General features: G+C 65.4%; 11 protein-coding genes. 8 read left to right on the top strand and 3 right to left on the bottom strand.

Annotated features, from left to right (window positions below; all coding sequences use genetic code 11):
- Entirely contained in the window at window positions 1-609 is a 609-nt protein-coding gene (locus tag HOW07_RS13830) for a CGNR zinc finger domain-containing protein (RefSeq protein ID WP_175117486.1), read from the top strand.
- 233 nt (window positions 610-842) lie between these two features.
- Complete coding sequence (locus HOW07_RS13825; protein ID WP_137243679.1) at window positions 843-2,705, top strand: RICIN domain-containing protein; 1,863 nt, start codon at window positions 843-845, stop codon at window positions 2,703-2,705.
- Between the two features lie 266 nt (window positions 2,706-2,971).
- On the opposite strand, the gene HOW07_RS13820 is transcribed toward HOW07_RS13825, so the two are convergent.
- Window positions 2,972-6,178: a right-handed parallel beta-helix repeat-containing protein gene (locus tag HOW07_RS13820; RefSeq protein ID WP_175117485.1), complete on the bottom strand. Its 3,207-nt coding sequence runs from the start codon at window positions 6,176-6,178 to the stop codon at window positions 2,972-2,974.
- Window positions 6,179-6,730: 552 nt separating this feature from the next.
- Window positions 6,731-7,357, bottom strand: a complete 627-nt coding sequence (locus HOW07_RS13815) for an isochorismatase family protein (protein WP_175117484.1) — start codon at window positions 7,355-7,357, stop codon at window positions 6,731-6,733.
- Window positions 7,358-7,481: 124 nt separating this feature from the next.
- Between HOW07_RS13815 and HOW07_RS13810 the strand changes: the two genes are divergently transcribed.
- The 5 genes from HOW07_RS13810 (at window position 7,482) to HOW07_RS13790 (ending at window position 14,024) form a co-directional block, all read left to right on the top strand.
- Complete coding sequence (locus tag HOW07_RS13810; protein WP_175117483.1) at window positions 7,482-8,438, top strand: helix-turn-helix domain-containing protein; 957 nt, start codon at window positions 7,482-7,484, stop codon at window positions 8,436-8,438.
- 300 nt (window positions 8,439-8,738) lie between these two features.
- Window positions 8,739-10,052 (top strand): MFS transporter, encoded by a 1,314-nt coding sequence (locus HOW07_RS13805; protein WP_254628352.1) that lies wholly within the window; start codon window positions 8,739-8,741, stop codon window positions 10,050-10,052.
- A 60-nt stretch (window positions 10,053-10,112) separates the two neighbouring features.
- Window positions 10,113-12,539, top strand: a complete 2,427-nt coding sequence (locus HOW07_RS13800) for a glycoside hydrolase family 3 C-terminal domain-containing protein (RefSeq protein WP_254628351.1) — start codon at window positions 10,113-10,115, stop codon at window positions 12,537-12,539.
- Between the two features lie 4 nt (window positions 12,540-12,543).
- Window positions 12,544-13,182: a TetR/AcrR family transcriptional regulator gene (locus tag HOW07_RS13795; protein WP_137243683.1), complete on the top strand. Its 639-nt coding sequence runs from the start codon at window positions 12,544-12,546 to the stop codon at window positions 13,180-13,182.
- A 95-nt stretch (window positions 13,183-13,277) separates the two neighbouring features.
- Window positions 13,278-14,024: a sulfite exporter TauE/SafE family protein gene (locus HOW07_RS13790; RefSeq protein ID WP_175117482.1), complete on the top strand. Its 747-nt coding sequence runs from the start codon at window positions 13,278-13,280 to the stop codon at window positions 14,022-14,024.
- Window positions 14,025-14,211: 187 nt separating this feature from the next.
- Here HOW07_RS13790 and HOW07_RS13785 read toward each other — a convergent pair whose 3' ends face one another.
- On the bottom strand, window positions 14,212-15,285 hold the full coding sequence (locus HOW07_RS13785; protein WP_244631810.1) for an LLM class flavin-dependent oxidoreductase: 1,074 nt from the start codon (window positions 15,283-15,285) through the stop codon (window positions 14,212-14,214).
- A gap of 92 nt (window positions 15,286-15,377) precedes the next feature.
- On the opposite strand from HOW07_RS13785, the gene HOW07_RS13780 reads away from it, so the two are divergent.
- Complete coding sequence (locus HOW07_RS13780) at window positions 15,378-15,968, top strand: ABATE domain-containing protein (protein WP_175117481.1); 591 nt, start codon at window positions 15,378-15,380, stop codon at window positions 15,966-15,968.
- The last annotated feature ends 5 nt before the right edge of the window (window positions 15,969-15,973 follow it).

The following is a 15,973-nucleotide window of genomic DNA, read 5'->3' as shown; positions in this document are numbered from 1 at the left end:
GTGCAGTTCAACCATGACAATATGACCGGCGCCTTCCTCGCCGCGGACCTCGTGAACTTGGCCCATCGACACTGGTCGCGATCAGCCCTCCTCGACGTGCTCACCACGCATGAGATACGTCGTCGCGAGGTCACCGAATCAGGTTCGACGTCCCTTCGGGACTGGACGGGTCGCCTGCGACGAGTGTTCGACAGCGGCGAGGCCGACACACGATGCACGGCAATCAATGATGTTCTCGATGCGGCGGTCTCCCGTGTCTACGTCACCACCCACAGCGAGTTGCGCCCGCACCTGCACTTCGTCTCGGACGAGCTGGATGTCGTCGCGCGTGTCAGAGCCGTCACCGCCGGCGGCCTCGCCATGTTCCTGGTCGAAGCGGGAGGCGAACGCCTCGGTCGCTGCGGCCGTGACGGCTGCGGTCTGGTTTTTGTGGACACCAGCAGAAACGGCCGGAGAGCCTACTGCTCGGCGCGCTGCGGGAATGCGGTCGCAGTCGCTCGTCATCGTGGCCGGGTCGTGCCGAAGGCTGAGACCGAGTCGGAACGACAAACACGCGCGAATCCGGGTTGGCCCTCGAGTCCGGTGAGTGATGACTGCACGCGACGGTAGGCAATGTGGACGGAGCTCTTGACGTGCGAACCCACACTCGGGCACTCTCCAACTGCGCGTTGTTAACGCTCACATTTTCTCAATGACGAGGAGAGCCCCATATGGCGATACACAGAATCAAGCGCAGGACGAGCCCCGTGGATGGAAGTCATGCGGACCGCGGAGCCGACGTCCGGTCCGATCGAACACGGTCTTCGACGCGTGCGCGGCGTCGCGTCTACAGCATCCTGTGCATGATCGTCGCTCTCGTGGCGTCGCTGGTCGGACCACTCGCCGTCTCGTCCTCTCCGGCCGAGGCCGTCGGAGAGCCGACGTTCAGGAACCCGCTGGTGAGTGGCGCGGATCCCACGATCGAATACGCCGACGGCAACTACTACATGGCCACCACGACCTACGTCAACCGCGTCACCATCCGCAAGGCTCCTACGCTCGCAGCGCTTGCAACGGCCGTGCCTGCGACGGTCTACTCGGACACCGTGCCGGGACGGAACGGGACCATGTGGGCGCCGGAACTCATGCGGCTGCAGGGCCCGAACGGTTGGCGCTGGTACATCATGTACACGATCGGGGCGACGAACACGTTCGCCCAGCAGCACCTCCACGTGTTGGAGAGCGCTGGCGACGACCCGATGGGGCCGTACACCTACCGAGGCCGGCCGGTCCCCACCGACGAGTTCAACATCGACGGTTCGTACCTGGAGCTGGGCGGGCAGCTGTACATGATGTGGTCGGAGGTCAAGCCTGGCTCGCAGAACAACTACATCGCACGCATGTCGAATCCTTGGACCCTGTCGACGGCGCCGGCGATCTTGTCGCAGCCGACCGAGGATTGGGAGCGCGTCGGCTCGCCCGTCAACGAGGGTCCGGTGGCTCTCCAACGGAACGGGCAGACCTACGTGGTCTACTCCGCGAGCTTCTGCGGGACAGAGGACTACAAGTTGGGCATGCTGACCTACGGCGGCGGAGATCCTCTGGTCGCCGCGTCCTGGACCAAGAGTGGACCGGTCTTCTCGAAGGCGAATGGCGTGTTCGGGCCAGGCCACAACGACTTCTTCACCTCTCCCGACGGGACCGAGGTGTGGAACATGTACCACGGGAACGCGGGGCCGAACGACGGCTGCGGCACCGGTCGCACGAGTCGCGCCCAGCCCGTGTCGTTCGCTGCCTCCGGAGTACCGGCGTTCGGACAGCCCGTGTCCACAACCACCGATGTGGCTGTCCCGAGCGGTGAGCGCAGTGGCCGCACGCAGGCCGTCAGAGGTGCGTCGATGGAGCTCGTGAATCGCAACAGTGGACTCTGCGCAGTCATCACCGGCGGGAGTCCCGCTGATGGGGCACTCCTCCAACAGGGTCCGTGCACCGGAGAAGCATCCACGCGGTGGACATGGGATTCGACCGGCGACGGCTTCTTCCGACTGGTGAATGCCTCCTCCGGAAAGTCACTCGACTCTGCCAACTGCGGAACCGCCAACGGCACCGCCGCCCGACAGTGGTCATGGCTCGCCAATGCCTGCCAGCAATGGAGCGCCTCGCCCTCCAACGGAGGCTATTCGGTCATCACGAACCGCGCCAACGGTCGCGTCCTCGACGCCGCGAACTGCAGCACGGCGCCCGGATCGGCAGTCCGTCAGTGGGCGGCGCTCGGAAACGCCTGCCAGGACTGGACGCTCCGACCCGTCGGAGACGTCGCGGTGACCTCGACGGCGAGCGGCAAGTCGGTCGATCTCCCGAACTGCTCGACGGCGGTCGGTGCGGTTCTGCAGCAGTTCGACTGGCAGGCGAGCCCATGTCAGCGCTGGTCGTTCACTGCGGCGCCGGGTGGCGGTGTGCAGATCCATGCCGCTTCAGCACCCGAACTCTGCCTCGCAGTCGCAGGAGGAAGCACGTCCGACGGAGCGGATGTCGCCCAAACCACTTGTGGATCGCCGGGGAGCTCCTGGAGGGTGGATCCTGCATCGGACGGCGCGGTTCGCTTCGTCGCGCTCCACAGCGGGAAAGCCCTCGACCTCGGGAACTGCCGGCTGGACAATGGCGCTCGCATCGGCCAGTGGACAGATCTCGGGAATCAGTGCCAGCGATTCCGTCTGGCTAGCTGACCACCGGTGTGCTGACGGCGGGGTCGTCCGATCGCACTCGGACGGCCTCGCCTTGCGCCATTCCCCGCACGGCGGTGACAGACGGCTTGAGCGGCGAGCACACGTCCAGACTCCCTACCGGGAGGATCCCAATGGGCAGCCCGGAACTACCTCAGGTGCAAGGCATCGCGTGAAACCATGCGATTGGGTCGATTCCGTGCCGACGGCGGCACAACGCAGCCCTGGGTGCGGTCCGCAAGACCGCACCCAAGGCTGCGTGCAAGGCCCTACTGGACCGTCGGAACGGTGAACTCATTCACCCCGAAGCGCGAAGGATCGTGGGAGGTCGAGAAGACCCCCGCATCCGGCGCGGTCGCCAGCCCAGGCAGCGTGACGGCACCGCCCACAGCCGCGAAGTTGGATCCATCCGTCGAGTAGTAGCCGGTGACCTGGTTTCCCGACCGAGTCAGCTTCAGCCAGAGGGGTCGGCTGGTCGTCAAAGCGACTTTGGACTCGGAGTCGATGTATCCGTCTCCGTCTGAGTCCCACTCGAGGACGACGCCGTTCGACGGGGTGACCGCCAGGACCGCGTAGCCGGGAGAATACCCAGGACTGGAGATCGAATTCTTCACCATGAGGCCCGACTTGGCCCACGCGCTGCTGTCGGCTTGTGAGACTACCTTGGTCGTCACAGACTTCCCGGTCGTCAGCCCGCCAGGAACGTAGACCGCGCCGTAGCCGTCGTCGAACTGGGCGCCTCCCTTGAACACATCGTTTCCGTTCGCGCCCAGCAGGAGCTGGGTTCCGTTCTGTGCGGCTTCACCTCCGCCGGTCATGAACGAAGACAATGGAGCGGCAACACCGGTACTGACCTGCAGGTCGCTGATGAAGTTGGTGGAAGCCCGTGTCGCATCGTGGGATGTGCTGAAGATGCCGCCGTCTGCCGCTCCCGCGATACCCGTCAACGTGACCGCGGAACCGATCTGGCGGTACGAGCTCCCGTCGATGGAGTAGAAGGCTGTGACCTGAGTACCTGACCGCACCAGACGGAGCGAAATCGGACGCTGTGTCTCCACAGCAACCTTGGACTCCTTGTCCAGGTAGCCGTCTGCGTTCGAATCCCATTCCAGTACGACACCGTTGGCTGGGGTGACCGCGAGGATCGCGTAACCGGGCGAGGAGCCGGCCTTTGTCATGTCGTTGCGGATCATGAGCCCGGTCTTCGCCCAGGGGTTCGTGTCGTTCTGCGCATCGACCCGAGCCGACAGCGTGGTGCCCGATCGGACGACCCCGTCCTGATAGACAGCGCCGAAGGCATCATCGGTCTGCGTCCCACCGCGCCACACATCAGCACCCGCCGCGGAGATCGAGAACTGATCGCCGCCCTCCTGCGCGAAGTAGGACGACGTCGCCGAGGTGCCAGTCGTTTGGTAGGGGGCGGCTACATGCGACCCTCCGGCGCCGCAGGAGGGGTAGCTGGTAGCCGAGTAGTTGGCGTTCGCGGGTGTCCGCAGACCGGGTGCGACGCCCGCTTCGCACATGATGACCCGAGCGGTCGTCGGCCACGGCCCGGAAACAGCCTGGTCGTTGGTCACCGTGTTGTTCGTGGTGGAGTTGAAGAGGCCCCAGACATCACCCCTGTTGTGATAGTTGTTATCGGCGTTGTTGTCTTTCGTTTCGTTCGGTCCTTGATTGCCATTGGTGTTGGCGAAGATCCACTGGCCGGCGTCCTGGATGACGTTGTACCGCGCCGACATGTAGCGCGAGCCCTCGTCGAGATACAGGCCGATTGTTGACTGCAGGTCATAGATGTAGTTGTTGCGGTAGACCGTGCCCGGACTCGCGGAGAGGTTGTAGATCGAGCCCCCGTCGCTGAAGCCCTTCTTAGTCCCGTGCACCAGGTTGTATGCCACGACGTTGTTGGCCAGGGTCGTCTTGGTCGAGTACTGCGGGTTGAACGCGTAGTAGCCGCGGTTGCGGTAGTCCGGCGATCCTCCTGGGTCGTTCACTCCCCAGCCCCAACCAGTGTCGATCCCGTCGTAGGGCACGTCCGCGACCTCGTTCTGCACGATGCGGGCATTGGTCACGTAGGTGGTGAGAATCCCTGAGTTGTCCTTATAGTCCTGGCCGATCTTCGTGACGGTGTTGTTCTGGATCAGAATGTCGCGAACGATCATCCTCGGATCCGACGGGTGGTGGGCGTCTTCACGAATGCCTCCGACAACGACGCCACTTCCGGCGAGCTGGGTAAAAGTGTTGGCCGACACTGTGATGTTGGAGGTGCCGAGGCCGACGCCGGTCGCGTGGGCGTTGGCGTCCATGCCGATTCCGAGGCCCGTCTGACCAAGAGCCGTGAACGTGTTCTTCACGAACGCGACCTGGCTCGCCGCCGAAACTTGCACTGCTGCGGGCTCCTGGAACCAGGTGTTGCGAGATCGCTCGAAAGCAGCACAACCCCGATTGCAGGTGGTGAACGCATCGGCCGGTCGGTAGTCGTAAGCGCCCTTGGAGAAGGTGCCGTTCTGCTGGTTCGTGTAGCCGTCAGCGCTGGACGGGCCGAGCCACGATGTTCCCGAGAACTGGATGCCCTGGAAGGTCAGGTTCGACACAGGTGCGTCATAGGTGCCACCGATGTGCACGAGAGACTGCAGCCGCGGGAGCTCTACGGCGAGTGATCCCGGGTCGACTCCGTCAGCCGGCTTGTAGTAGAGCTTTCCTGCCACTGGGTCGATGTACCACTGGCCTGCGGTCCGCACAAAGTTGAGCGAGTTGTTCAGTGTGAGGGTCGGTCCGTGGAAACCGTTCTGGAGCGTGTCCCAGCCCCAGGTGTTGTTGTCCCACCCCGGCTGAGCCATAACCACCGATGTACCGGAGATCGAGGCGACTCGGCTGTAACGATCGGTCCATGCTCCGGTACCGTTCAGCTCGATGCGATCCTGCTGCGGAAGGGAACTCAAATAGTTGAGGGCCGCGTTGTTGATCGTGAGTCCCGTGGCCGTGAGGGTGACGTCGGTCTTGCTGATCGGGATCGAGGCACGCGGAGCACGCACGCCGTCGACGTACAGCTGTCGTGTATCAAGCCCGACCGGTGTATCGGCGACGTAGATGTTGTTCGCACCATCGAACTTCGTCCAACCGCTCACAGGCGTCGCGCCGGTGATGATGGGTGTGCTGCTCGTCTGGTTCTGCCAGATCACGTGGCGACCCGGTGAACCGCCGTCCGATGCGCCGAAGTTCAGCGGCGCGGAGACACGATATGTGCCGCCCCCCAGCAGCACGGTGACGTCTTCGGAAGATGATGCCAGCGCCGATCTGGCCGCGACCTGAGCGTCCGTGATCGAACACGGTGCAGCGGCAGAACACGCCGTGCCAGTTCCAGTAGGCGACGTATAGATCGTCGTGGATGCAGCGCTGGCGGACGGAGCGGGTCCGGCGACGACGGCAAGCGCGACGAGGACTGTGGCCGATAGCGCGGCTAGAGGTCCCAGCTTCATTGTTGGTCCTTTGTTCGTGCGATCCCCGCGAGGATCTGCCCTCCCATGGCGACAACGCCGTCGCACGGATCGAGCTTTCGACAAAGATTATACATATGATGAAAGGCTGTCAATGCGGTCGATGCGCGCTTCGCACGTCCAAACTCTGCCGTCCTGGCCCGTTGAGATACCGCGCCAGCCCGATGGCAGGAACGGTGAGCACGAGCCACCCGACACCTGGGTTTCGAGAGTTGGCGCCGAACACCTCAGCTTGCGACAAGGATCAACGCTGGTCAGCGCCAGCGCCCCCGTCGATTCTGGACCGGACCGCCCATGCCTGTTGAGAAGCTCATGCTCACTGCCGAAGAGGCTGCAGCATCCCTCGGGGTGGGCCACTCCACGGGCGACGACCTCAAGAGGCTCGCTGCGCCATCCGCTGACAGCACTGAGACTCTGGGCGGAGCGACAGATCGACGAGGACTTGGAAGCCAGGGACGCCTTCGACGAGCTAGGGCCCGAGGAGGCGACTTCGGCGCTCTGACTCGAGGCGGCTTGGTGCCGCCCCAGAGAGTCTCAGCTATTCGCGCCGCGCGTCGCCGAACTCGGGAGGTTGTCCTTCGGAAGGCTCTCACCCGCTGCCAAGGCCTCGGTCCAGACTTCCGTGGTCGAGACCGCCGCGAAGTTCGAGTTGAGCAATGCCATGAGCGTGCCGTGCAAGGTCCGAGCGTCCGCAGATCCGGCGTCGTTGGTGATGTTGATGGCCCCGGTCGCGTCGGAGAGGACTTCGGCCTCAAGGCCGAGTGTCTCGGACTGGGCCGCCGACGCAAGGATGCAGTTGTTCGTCATGTAGCCGACGAGTGTGACGGTATTCACATCGTGCTCCTGGAGCCAGTCGAGCAGATCCGTTCCCGCGAAAACAGACCCGTACTGCTTGGTGATCGACTTCCATTCGGGCCGCTGGCGGCGCGCGATCTCTGGGTGCACGTCAAACCCGGTGGTGGCGGGGTTGAAGACCGGGGCACCCTCGCCCGCCGTGTGCTGGACGACCGCGACTGGGACGCCGGCCGCGACGGCAGCGTCGATCGCCGCGGTGATCCGAGGGAGAGACTCGGCGTGAGGCGGGAACTGGATCTCCAGTGGACCGGAGAAGTACTCCTGCTGTACGTCAACGAGGATCAGCGCGCGTCGTGCGGTACTCATGGTTTATTCCTTACGGTCAGATGTCGCCGTTCTGGTGACCTGCCTAGCCTTCGCTGTCGTCGCATGATCGACAAGTGGCCCAGATACGCAATACTGATGAGATCAGGCCAAGATCGGAGCGCTCGTGAACATTGCTGTCTACGCTTTCGACGGCATCTCGCTGTTCCACCTCTCGGTGCCGCAGATGGTCTTCGACGAGGTACGACGACTGGGACTCGGAGACTGGCGGCCAGTCCTGTTCGGCGATTCCCTTGGCCCGATTCGCACGGCTGAGGGCTACACGATCGAGGGGGCTCAGGGGCTGGGCGCTGTCGACGCCGCCGACATCGTCGTCATTCCGTCCTGGACGGACGATGCCCGAGCCGTTCCGCCGAGCCTGCACGACTCCGTCGTCGGCGCACACCGAAGCGGTGCGATGGTCGTGGGTCTCTGCCTCGGAGCCATCGCTGTCTCCGATATGGGCCTCCTCACCGGTCGCAGCGCTGCTACCCATTGGCACGCCGTGGAGAGCCTCCGAGCCCGCCACCCCGACATCTCAGTTGACGCCGACAAGCTCTACGTGGATCACGGCGATGTCCTGACCTCGGCCGGAACGGCCTCGGGTATCGATGCTTGTCTCCACATCGTGCGAACCAGACTCGGCGCGGAGGCTGCCAACCGCGTCGCACGCAGCCTGGTCGTCGCCCCGCACCGCGAAGGTGGGCAGGCCCAGTACATCGAGCGGCCGATCCCGAGTGACACCGGCGAGGACCCCATCGCCCGGGCGTCCGCATGGGCTCTCGACCACCTCGACGATGATCTGTCTGTCGATCGTCTCGCTGCGGCTGCTCGGATGAGTCGTCGATCATTCGTGCGACTCTTTCGGATGGCGACCGGCGCGACGCCCGCCGCCTGGATCCGCGCGCGACGCCTGGACGAGGCCCGCCGGCTCCTCGAGATGACCGATCTCCCCATCGATCGCATCGCCGCGTCATGCGGGTTCACACCGGTCACCTTCCGGCAGAACTTCGCAGCGACCTTCGGCAGCACACCGTCCCGGTACCGTGCCCGGTTCGACGCGCGGCAGGCGGCGGCAGGATAGTCGGCCGGACCCGAACGTCGCGCAACCGGTGACCGTTCACCCACCGCGACCCCAAGCCGCCGAAGTGCTCAGCCGGACCGATACACATCGCCTACCAATGAGGATCGGCGAGCCTGTCCGGCTGCCGTAGGCCGTCGCTGAACTCGACTCATCTGATCTCGATCTCGTTTCCACTCTTGACGCGCAATCGGCGCAGGCTTAGTCTCATTTCAAGTACAGACCGAGCGCTCGGTCGGTCCATATTTCGTTCGATAGAGTCATCCATCCGCCCCGCGGAGGGAACTTCAATGAGGAGGTTTCATGTCCATGTCCAACCCGGGCGGTTTGCCGCTCACGGCGGCTGATGCCGTCACCCCAGCACAGGAGCGCGTTCCACTGATCGCGCCACCGACCGAGAAGGCGGCGCCGCGCGTGATCGCGGCGATGGTCGGAGCACGCCTAGGACTGATGGTCGCGTTGTCGACGCCGCTGACCGCGGGCCTCGTCCTCAAGCTCCAGACCCTGGTCGACCCGGATGCCATCGTCGGCACCCTCGGCCTCGTCACGTCACTCGGGGCGCTGTCCGCCCTCCTGTTCGATCCCATCTTCGGCCGACTGAGCGACCGTACGACCAGCCGGTTCGGTCGACGCCGCCCGTGGATGCTGATCGGCGCGGCGGGTCTCATCGTCGCTCTCGCGATCATCGCGCTCGCGCCGAACGCCGGAGTGGTCGCACTCGGATGGGTGCTCGGCCAGATGCTCGCCAATGCAGCGGTCAGCGCACACACCGCCACACTCGCCGATCAACTCCCTTCTCGCCAGCGCGGCAAGGTCAGCGGCATGATCGGCATCGCGCAGCAGGCGGCAGCGCTCGGCGCCGCCTACGCCGCCCAGTTCCTGGGGACCCAGCTCCTTCTGCTGTTCCTGGTGCCCGGCGTGATCGGCTTCATCCTTGTGGCCGTGTACGCCTTGGTGCTGCCCGATCAGCAGCTGCCGAAGCGGCCGCGCAGCGAGGGCGGGTTCCTCACGGTCCTCAAGACGTTCTGGGTCAACCCGCTCGAACACCCCGACTTCGCACTCGCGTGGGGCTCGCGATTCCTGCTCGTCCTCGCGAACTTCATGTTCATCACCTTCCGCCTGCTCTGGATCCAGAACGAATTCGGCCTGACACCCGCCAAGGCTGCCGAGGTGATGGCCACCGGCGTGCTCTGCTACACGATCTCGCTCATCGTGGCCGGCCAGATCGCCGGCTGGTTGTCAGACAAGATCGGCCGTCGCAAGCCGTTCATCGTGGGTTCCGCGCTGATCTTCGCCGTCGGGACGTACATGCTCACGCATGTCGAGAGCAACCAAGGGTTCTTCCTTGCCGAGGTCGTCCTCGGCATCGGTTTCGGCATCTACGTGGCCGTGGACCTGGCTCTCGTGCTCGACGTGCTGCCGAGCGCGAACGACGCCGCGAAAGACCTCGGCGTGTTCAACATCGCGATGGCGGGGCCGCAGGTGCTCGCCCCTGGCGCGTCGGCGATCCTGATCGGTCTTGGCGCCGGGCAGAACTTCGACCTGATGCTCGTCGCCGCCGCCGTCATCGCCATCCTCGGGGCCGTGATGATCCTGCCCGTCAAAACCGTCAAGTAGATCGAAAGAGCTCACAACATGTCACGAACAGTTGAGGACCTCCGCTCGATGGTCGCAACGATGACCCTTGACGAGAAGGTGCGCCTCCTTTCCGGAGCCGGGATGTTCATCCTCGCCGCGGACGAGCGCCTCGGGCTCGAAGCGATCGTCCTGTCGGACGGCCCGACGGGAGTTCGTGGCGAGATCGTCGTCGGGGGCAGGCAGGCGTGCCTGCTCCCCAACGCCAGCTCGATCGCGCAGAGCTGGAATCGGGAAGTCCTGGAGGAGGTCGGCGGCATCCTCGCCGAGGAAGCGCTGCTGCAGCGGATTCACGTCGTCCTCGGCCCGACGATCAACTTGCACCGCTCCCCCCTCGGCGGACGCCTCTTCGAGGCGTTCAGTGAGGACCCTCTCCTGACCGGCCACCTCGCGTCGGCCTACATCCGCGGCCTGCAGCGCCACGGTGTCGGGGCGAGCGTGAAGCATTTCCTCGCCAATGAATCGGAGACGGAACGCACGACCGTCGACTCCCTCATCGACGAGGCAACCCTCCGCGAGGTGTACCTCGCTCCCTTCGAGATCGCCGTTCAGGATGCCCAGCCATGGACACTCATGGCCGCCTACAACCGGGTGAACGGCGTGCCCTCCACGGAGCAGCAGGAGCTGCTGGCCGACATTCTGAAGGACGAGTGGGGCTACGACGGTGTGGTCATGTCCGACTGGTACGCGACCTCGCGGACCGCAGAGAGCGTGACCGCGGGCCTCGACCTCGTGATGCCGGGGCCGAGCACACCCTGGGCGGATTCCCTGGTCACCGAGGTGCGCGGCGGCAACGTTCCCGAATCCGTCGTAGACGACCATGTCGTGCGCATCCTCCGTCTCGGTGACCGGGTGGGCGCGCTCGGCGAGCAGCGCAGCTGGCCCGCACACCTCCCCTCCCCGGACTCGCCCGAGCGGCGGGAACAGCTCCGTCGGATCGCAGCGTCGGGAATGGTGGTCCTGAAGAACGACGATCACATCCTCCCTCTGTCGAGTGACGCTGCGGAGACGCTGTTCGTGACTGGCCGTCACGCCCATGACACGGTCGCTCAAGGCGGCGGGTCCGCTCAGGTGCGTCCTCCGCACGTCGTGTCCATTGAGGCCGGACTCCGAACCATGTTCGGGTCGCAGCGGGTAACCGTCCTCGACGGCGTGGAGACGCGCGCTACGCTCCCTGCCATTGACGGGAGGTTGATCAGCGATCCTGTCACCGGAGCCCAGGGCATGCGGATCCGTGTCTTCGACGATGCCGGGGCCGTGCTCCACGACCGAGTGGTCGACGTCGCAGAGGTCGAGGACAACAAGACCGGGTGGCTCGAGCACGCTGCGGCCATCGAGCTCAGCGCAAGACTGAACGTGCCGTCCGGCGACTACCAGATCGGGGTGCGAGGACCAGGCGTCTGGGAGGTCCACGCGCCAGGCCACCGGGAGGAGTTCGAGATCCCGTTCCACCCGGGCCCGGGAGGCGGCTTCTTCCGACCCCGCAGTCACTCGTCGGCCGTCCAGTTGGAGACCGGCTCGATCGTCACCGCCACCGTGCAGCGAGCAGGCATGGCGAGGATCCTCGGGCTCGTCCTGAGCGATGCCGCTCGTCCGGCTGCCCAAGCGATCGCCGCGGCCGCGGCCGGCGCTCAGCGCGCCGATGTGGCGATCGTCGTCGTCGGCCTGACCCCGGACGAAGAGACAGAGGGACAGGACAAGCGCACCTTGGCGCTCCCCGGCCACCAGGATGCGCTGGTGACCGCGGTGGCTGCAGCGGCCCACCGAACGATCGTCGTCGTCAACGCTGCGACTCCGGTGCTCATGCCATGGATCGATGACGTCGACGCCGTCCTCGTCGCCGGGCTTCCCGGACAGGAGGCGGGCGACGCTGTCGCGGCCGCGATCTCGGGCCTGGTCCCGCCGGAAGGCCGACTCGTGACGACGTACCCGGCGGCGAACGGCCAGGGTCCTGCCTGGAGCACCACACCGCAGAACGGCCGTCTCGAATACCGGGAAGGTGCGTTCGTCGGGTACCGCGGGTGGTTGAGGACGGATGACGAACCGGCTTTCTGGTTCGGAGCCGGCCTGGGATATACCGAATGGGCCTATGGCTCGATCGAGGTGTCGAGCGCCGGCCCGGCCGGAGTCCAGGAGGTGTCGGTCTCTGTCACGAATGTCGGCGAACACGTCGGCCGCGAGACCGTCCAGGTGTACCTCGAACCCGCTTCGGCCGAGCTCCCCACACGCCTTATCGGTTGGTCCTCGGTCGAGCTGGTCCCCGGCGAGAGTGCATCCGTGTCGGTCGAGTGCGACGTGCGCTTCCAGCGCCGGTGGCAACCGTCGCACCAGGCATGGACGCCGCTCGTGGACGGCCGGCTCATCGTCGCCCGGGGTCTCGGAGACGTTCGCGCTAGTCTTCCAATCGGACCCGCCGCAGCAGGCGGTTCACTGAACATGTCGAGAACCAGCGTCACAGCAGAGGTGTGAATCCATGTCGTTTCCCGCGAACTACCTGATCGAAGCCCAGACCGACAAGCTCAAGCGCGACGGTGATCTGACCCGGATCACAGCGCTCCAGGCGGCGGCCGCTCAGATCTCGGAAGTCGGATTCCACAAGACGACCATTTCAAACGTCGCGGCACGGGCGGGCATCTCCCAGTCCGGCCTGTTGCACCACTTCCCCTCCAAATCGGCACTCCTGGCAGCGGTCCTCGACCAGCGAGAACAGGACGATAGCGACTTCCTCTTCGGCGAGGGTGTCACACCCATGGGCTGGGCAGCGTTCGACTCGCTCGTCGCGCTCACCGCTCGGAACGCCACGCGACCTGAGTGGGTGAGGCTGTTCGTCCTCGTCGCCGCCGAGGGCACAGCGCCGAGCCATCCCGCGCACGATTGGGTGACCAGGCACTATCGCAGCATGCGGTCCTGGCTCACCGACGCCATCCGTGACGGTGTCGCGAACGGCGAGATCAGTGAAGCGGCGCCCATCGACGCCCTCGCTGCGGGAACCATTGCTTTGCTCGACGGCGTGCAACAGCAATGGGTGCTCGACCCGCAGTCGGTGCCACTCGTGCAGACCGTCCGCGTGCACGTCGAGGGGCTCAAACGCCTCTGGACCCCGGGCAGCTAGGACACCGTTCGCCTACACGGGAGCCGCATGGCTTCAGAACAGACCGAGCGCTCGGCCTGCCTCCACGACTCGATCCATAACTTAGAGGACCCCGCATGATCTTCGGCTTGATCGCCTTTGGCCTCCTCGTTGGAGGTCTGACCGGGATACTCGGCGCCGGCGGCGGCATCATCGCCGTCCCCGCGCTGGTCTACATCGTCGGGATCCCCCTGGAGACGGCTATCTCGACATCACTTCTGATGGGCGCGGTCGGACCGATCGCCGCCCTGATCCCACGTATCCGGACTGCCGTCGACTGGCGCATGGTCGGCGCCGTGGCCATCGCGGGAATCCCGATGGCGTTCATTGGAACCGCGGTCGGTTCCCTGCTTCCCGAGCAGGTGATCTTGGTGGTGTTCGCGGCGCTCATGTTCGCGTCGGCCGTCCAGATGCTCCGACGCCGACCCACCGAAGCCGTCGACGACTCGCGGCCGCCGCTCTGGATGCTCCGTGGCTTCGCGGTCGGAGTACTAGTCGGATTCCTGACCGGCCTGCTCGGTGTCGGAGGAGGCTTCATCACGGTGCCGGCCCTCGTGCTCGCGCTGCGTCTCCCCATCAAGAAGGCCATCGGAACGTCACTCGCAATCGCCGTCCTGAACTCCGTCGCGGGGATCGTGGCACACGTCGGGATCACCCGCCCGGACTGGGGGGTCGCCCTGGCCTTCGGACTACCCGCGATCGCCGCATCCTTCGTCACGGCGCGATTCGCCCACCTGATCAGTGGTCGAGTACTGCAGACGGGGTTCGCGGTCCTCTTGTTCGTCGTCGCAGGCCTGACGATCCTCCAAGTCCTGACGCGATAGAACCGCATCGGTAGTCGCCCCGGGGCGACCCGTCCGGCCCCGGGGCACCAGGTCAGACGCCGAGCGCGCGGAGCCACGAGTTCGAGCGCCGCGAGCACTCCTGGCACGTAAGAGCACTCCGGACGCGCACGCCCTCCACACCGCTCGGCGGCCGACCTGGATGCCGTAGCCCACCCATGACGCCGCCTCAGGCGCCGACCGGGAGGGCGAAGCGATCGGCGACGAGTTCCACCGTCCTGGTCTGGATTTCACGGGAGTGGCCGCCAGTAACAAGCATGATCTCGTCGGCGGACGTCTGCTCGTGCAGGCGTTCCAGCGCCAGTCCGACCTCGGAACCGGTTCCGTGCAGGGTGTTCGCCATGTACATGTCGAGCACTTGACGCTCATCGAGTGTGGCCGGATACGCTGCGACCTCGTCCGGGGAGAGCAGAGCGTAGGGCTTGCGCTGGAACATCCGCAGCATTGCCATCGCCGTCGAACTCGTCTGTCGACGCGCCTCTTCCGGATCATCGTGAGCCGCAACCGAGACACTGACCATGACGCGTGGTTCGGCTAGCGCCGGAGAGGGCCGGAAGGCGTCACGGTAGATCCGCAGGGCGCTGGTGACATCAGCCCGACCGAACTGCAGGGCGAACGCGTAGGGGCGCCCGAGCCGGGCAGCCAGATGAGCGGAATACGTGGAGGACCCCAAAGTCCAGAGCTCAGGGAGCCCCTCGGTGTGCGGAACCCGGTTCTGTTCAGCCTGCCAAGGCCCTGGCACGGCATGCACAGCCCGGTACGGGTGCCCCTCCGGGAAATCATCCTCGAGGAAGCCGACGAGTTCCCCGATCTGCTCCGGAAAGCGGTCGTCGTGATCGTGCCGTCGGCGCAGCGCGGCAGCCGTTGCTTGATCGGTACCGGGAGCGCGCCCCACGCCGAGATCGATACGACCGGGCGCGAGCGCGCTCAGCATGCCGAACTGCTCCGCGATCAGGAGAGGTGAGTGATTGGGGAGCATGATTCCACCGGCTCCGAGCCGGATGCGTTGCGTCTCGCCCGTCAGCCGAGCCAGCATCATCTGGGGAGAGGAGGTGGAGGCGCCAGGCATCGCGTGATGCTCCGACATCCAGTAGCGCTGAAAACCGCGTCGATCAGCCAGCTGCGCCAGGGCGATCACCTCACGGTACGCCTCACTGGCCGAGGTACCGATACCGGTCAGCGCGTTGTCCAACACGGACAGGCCGAACGGTGCGGTTCCAGAAGAGCTAGCAGCAGTCATCATTTCATCTCACTTCTCATGGCAAAAGGCCGTGAATAACGTGAGGATGAGCCTAACACGTTCTCACGGCATCCCTTCTTTGCTACCGTGAGAACATGACGAGGATCACCCTTCCGCCTGCCCCAGGCGAATCTGAGCACCCCAGCCTCGTTCTTGCTAACAGCAGGGTGCTGCTCCCCGGCGGTCGCCGAGTCGATGAGCTCGAGAGTCCTGATACAGCCACCGCCTGGCTCATCGAAAATGGTCTTGTGCCCTCGGACACCACGCTCCTCCCGTACTGCCAGAACCAGCTGGCCGGATTCCGAGAGGCGCTCCGCGACCTGTTCCGAGCACAGGTGGAAGGGCAGGCTCCTCCAGCTGTGGCGCTACAACACCTGAACTCGGGGTTGATTGCAGCACCAGCGGTCCCGATCCTCAAGTATGCGCCGAACACGGGCTTCTCCCGCGTGGCGGAGCACCCGACGACGTTGCTGGTTGAGCACGCAATCGCCCAGCTCGCGGAGGATGCAGCGGCGATGTTGAGCGACCAGCAAGTGTCACGGTTGGCGCAATGCGCCGCAGCGCCATGCGACCGGTTCCTCCTCCGCACGCACGCTCGGCGCCATTGGTGCTCGACCCGGTGCGGCGACAGGGTTCGCGCAGCGCGCGCCTACGAGCGTCGGCAGCGCGCAACCGCGCCGGCGTGAGCGGG

Origin of the sequence: Plantibacter sp. MCCC 1A11337, from assembly GCF_013349365.1 — a bacterium.
Classification (GTDB): domain Bacteria; phylum Actinomycetota; class Actinomycetes; order Actinomycetales; family Microbacteriaceae; genus Plantibacter; species Plantibacter flavus_A.
This window is presented reverse-complemented; position numbering and strand designations above follow the sequence as displayed.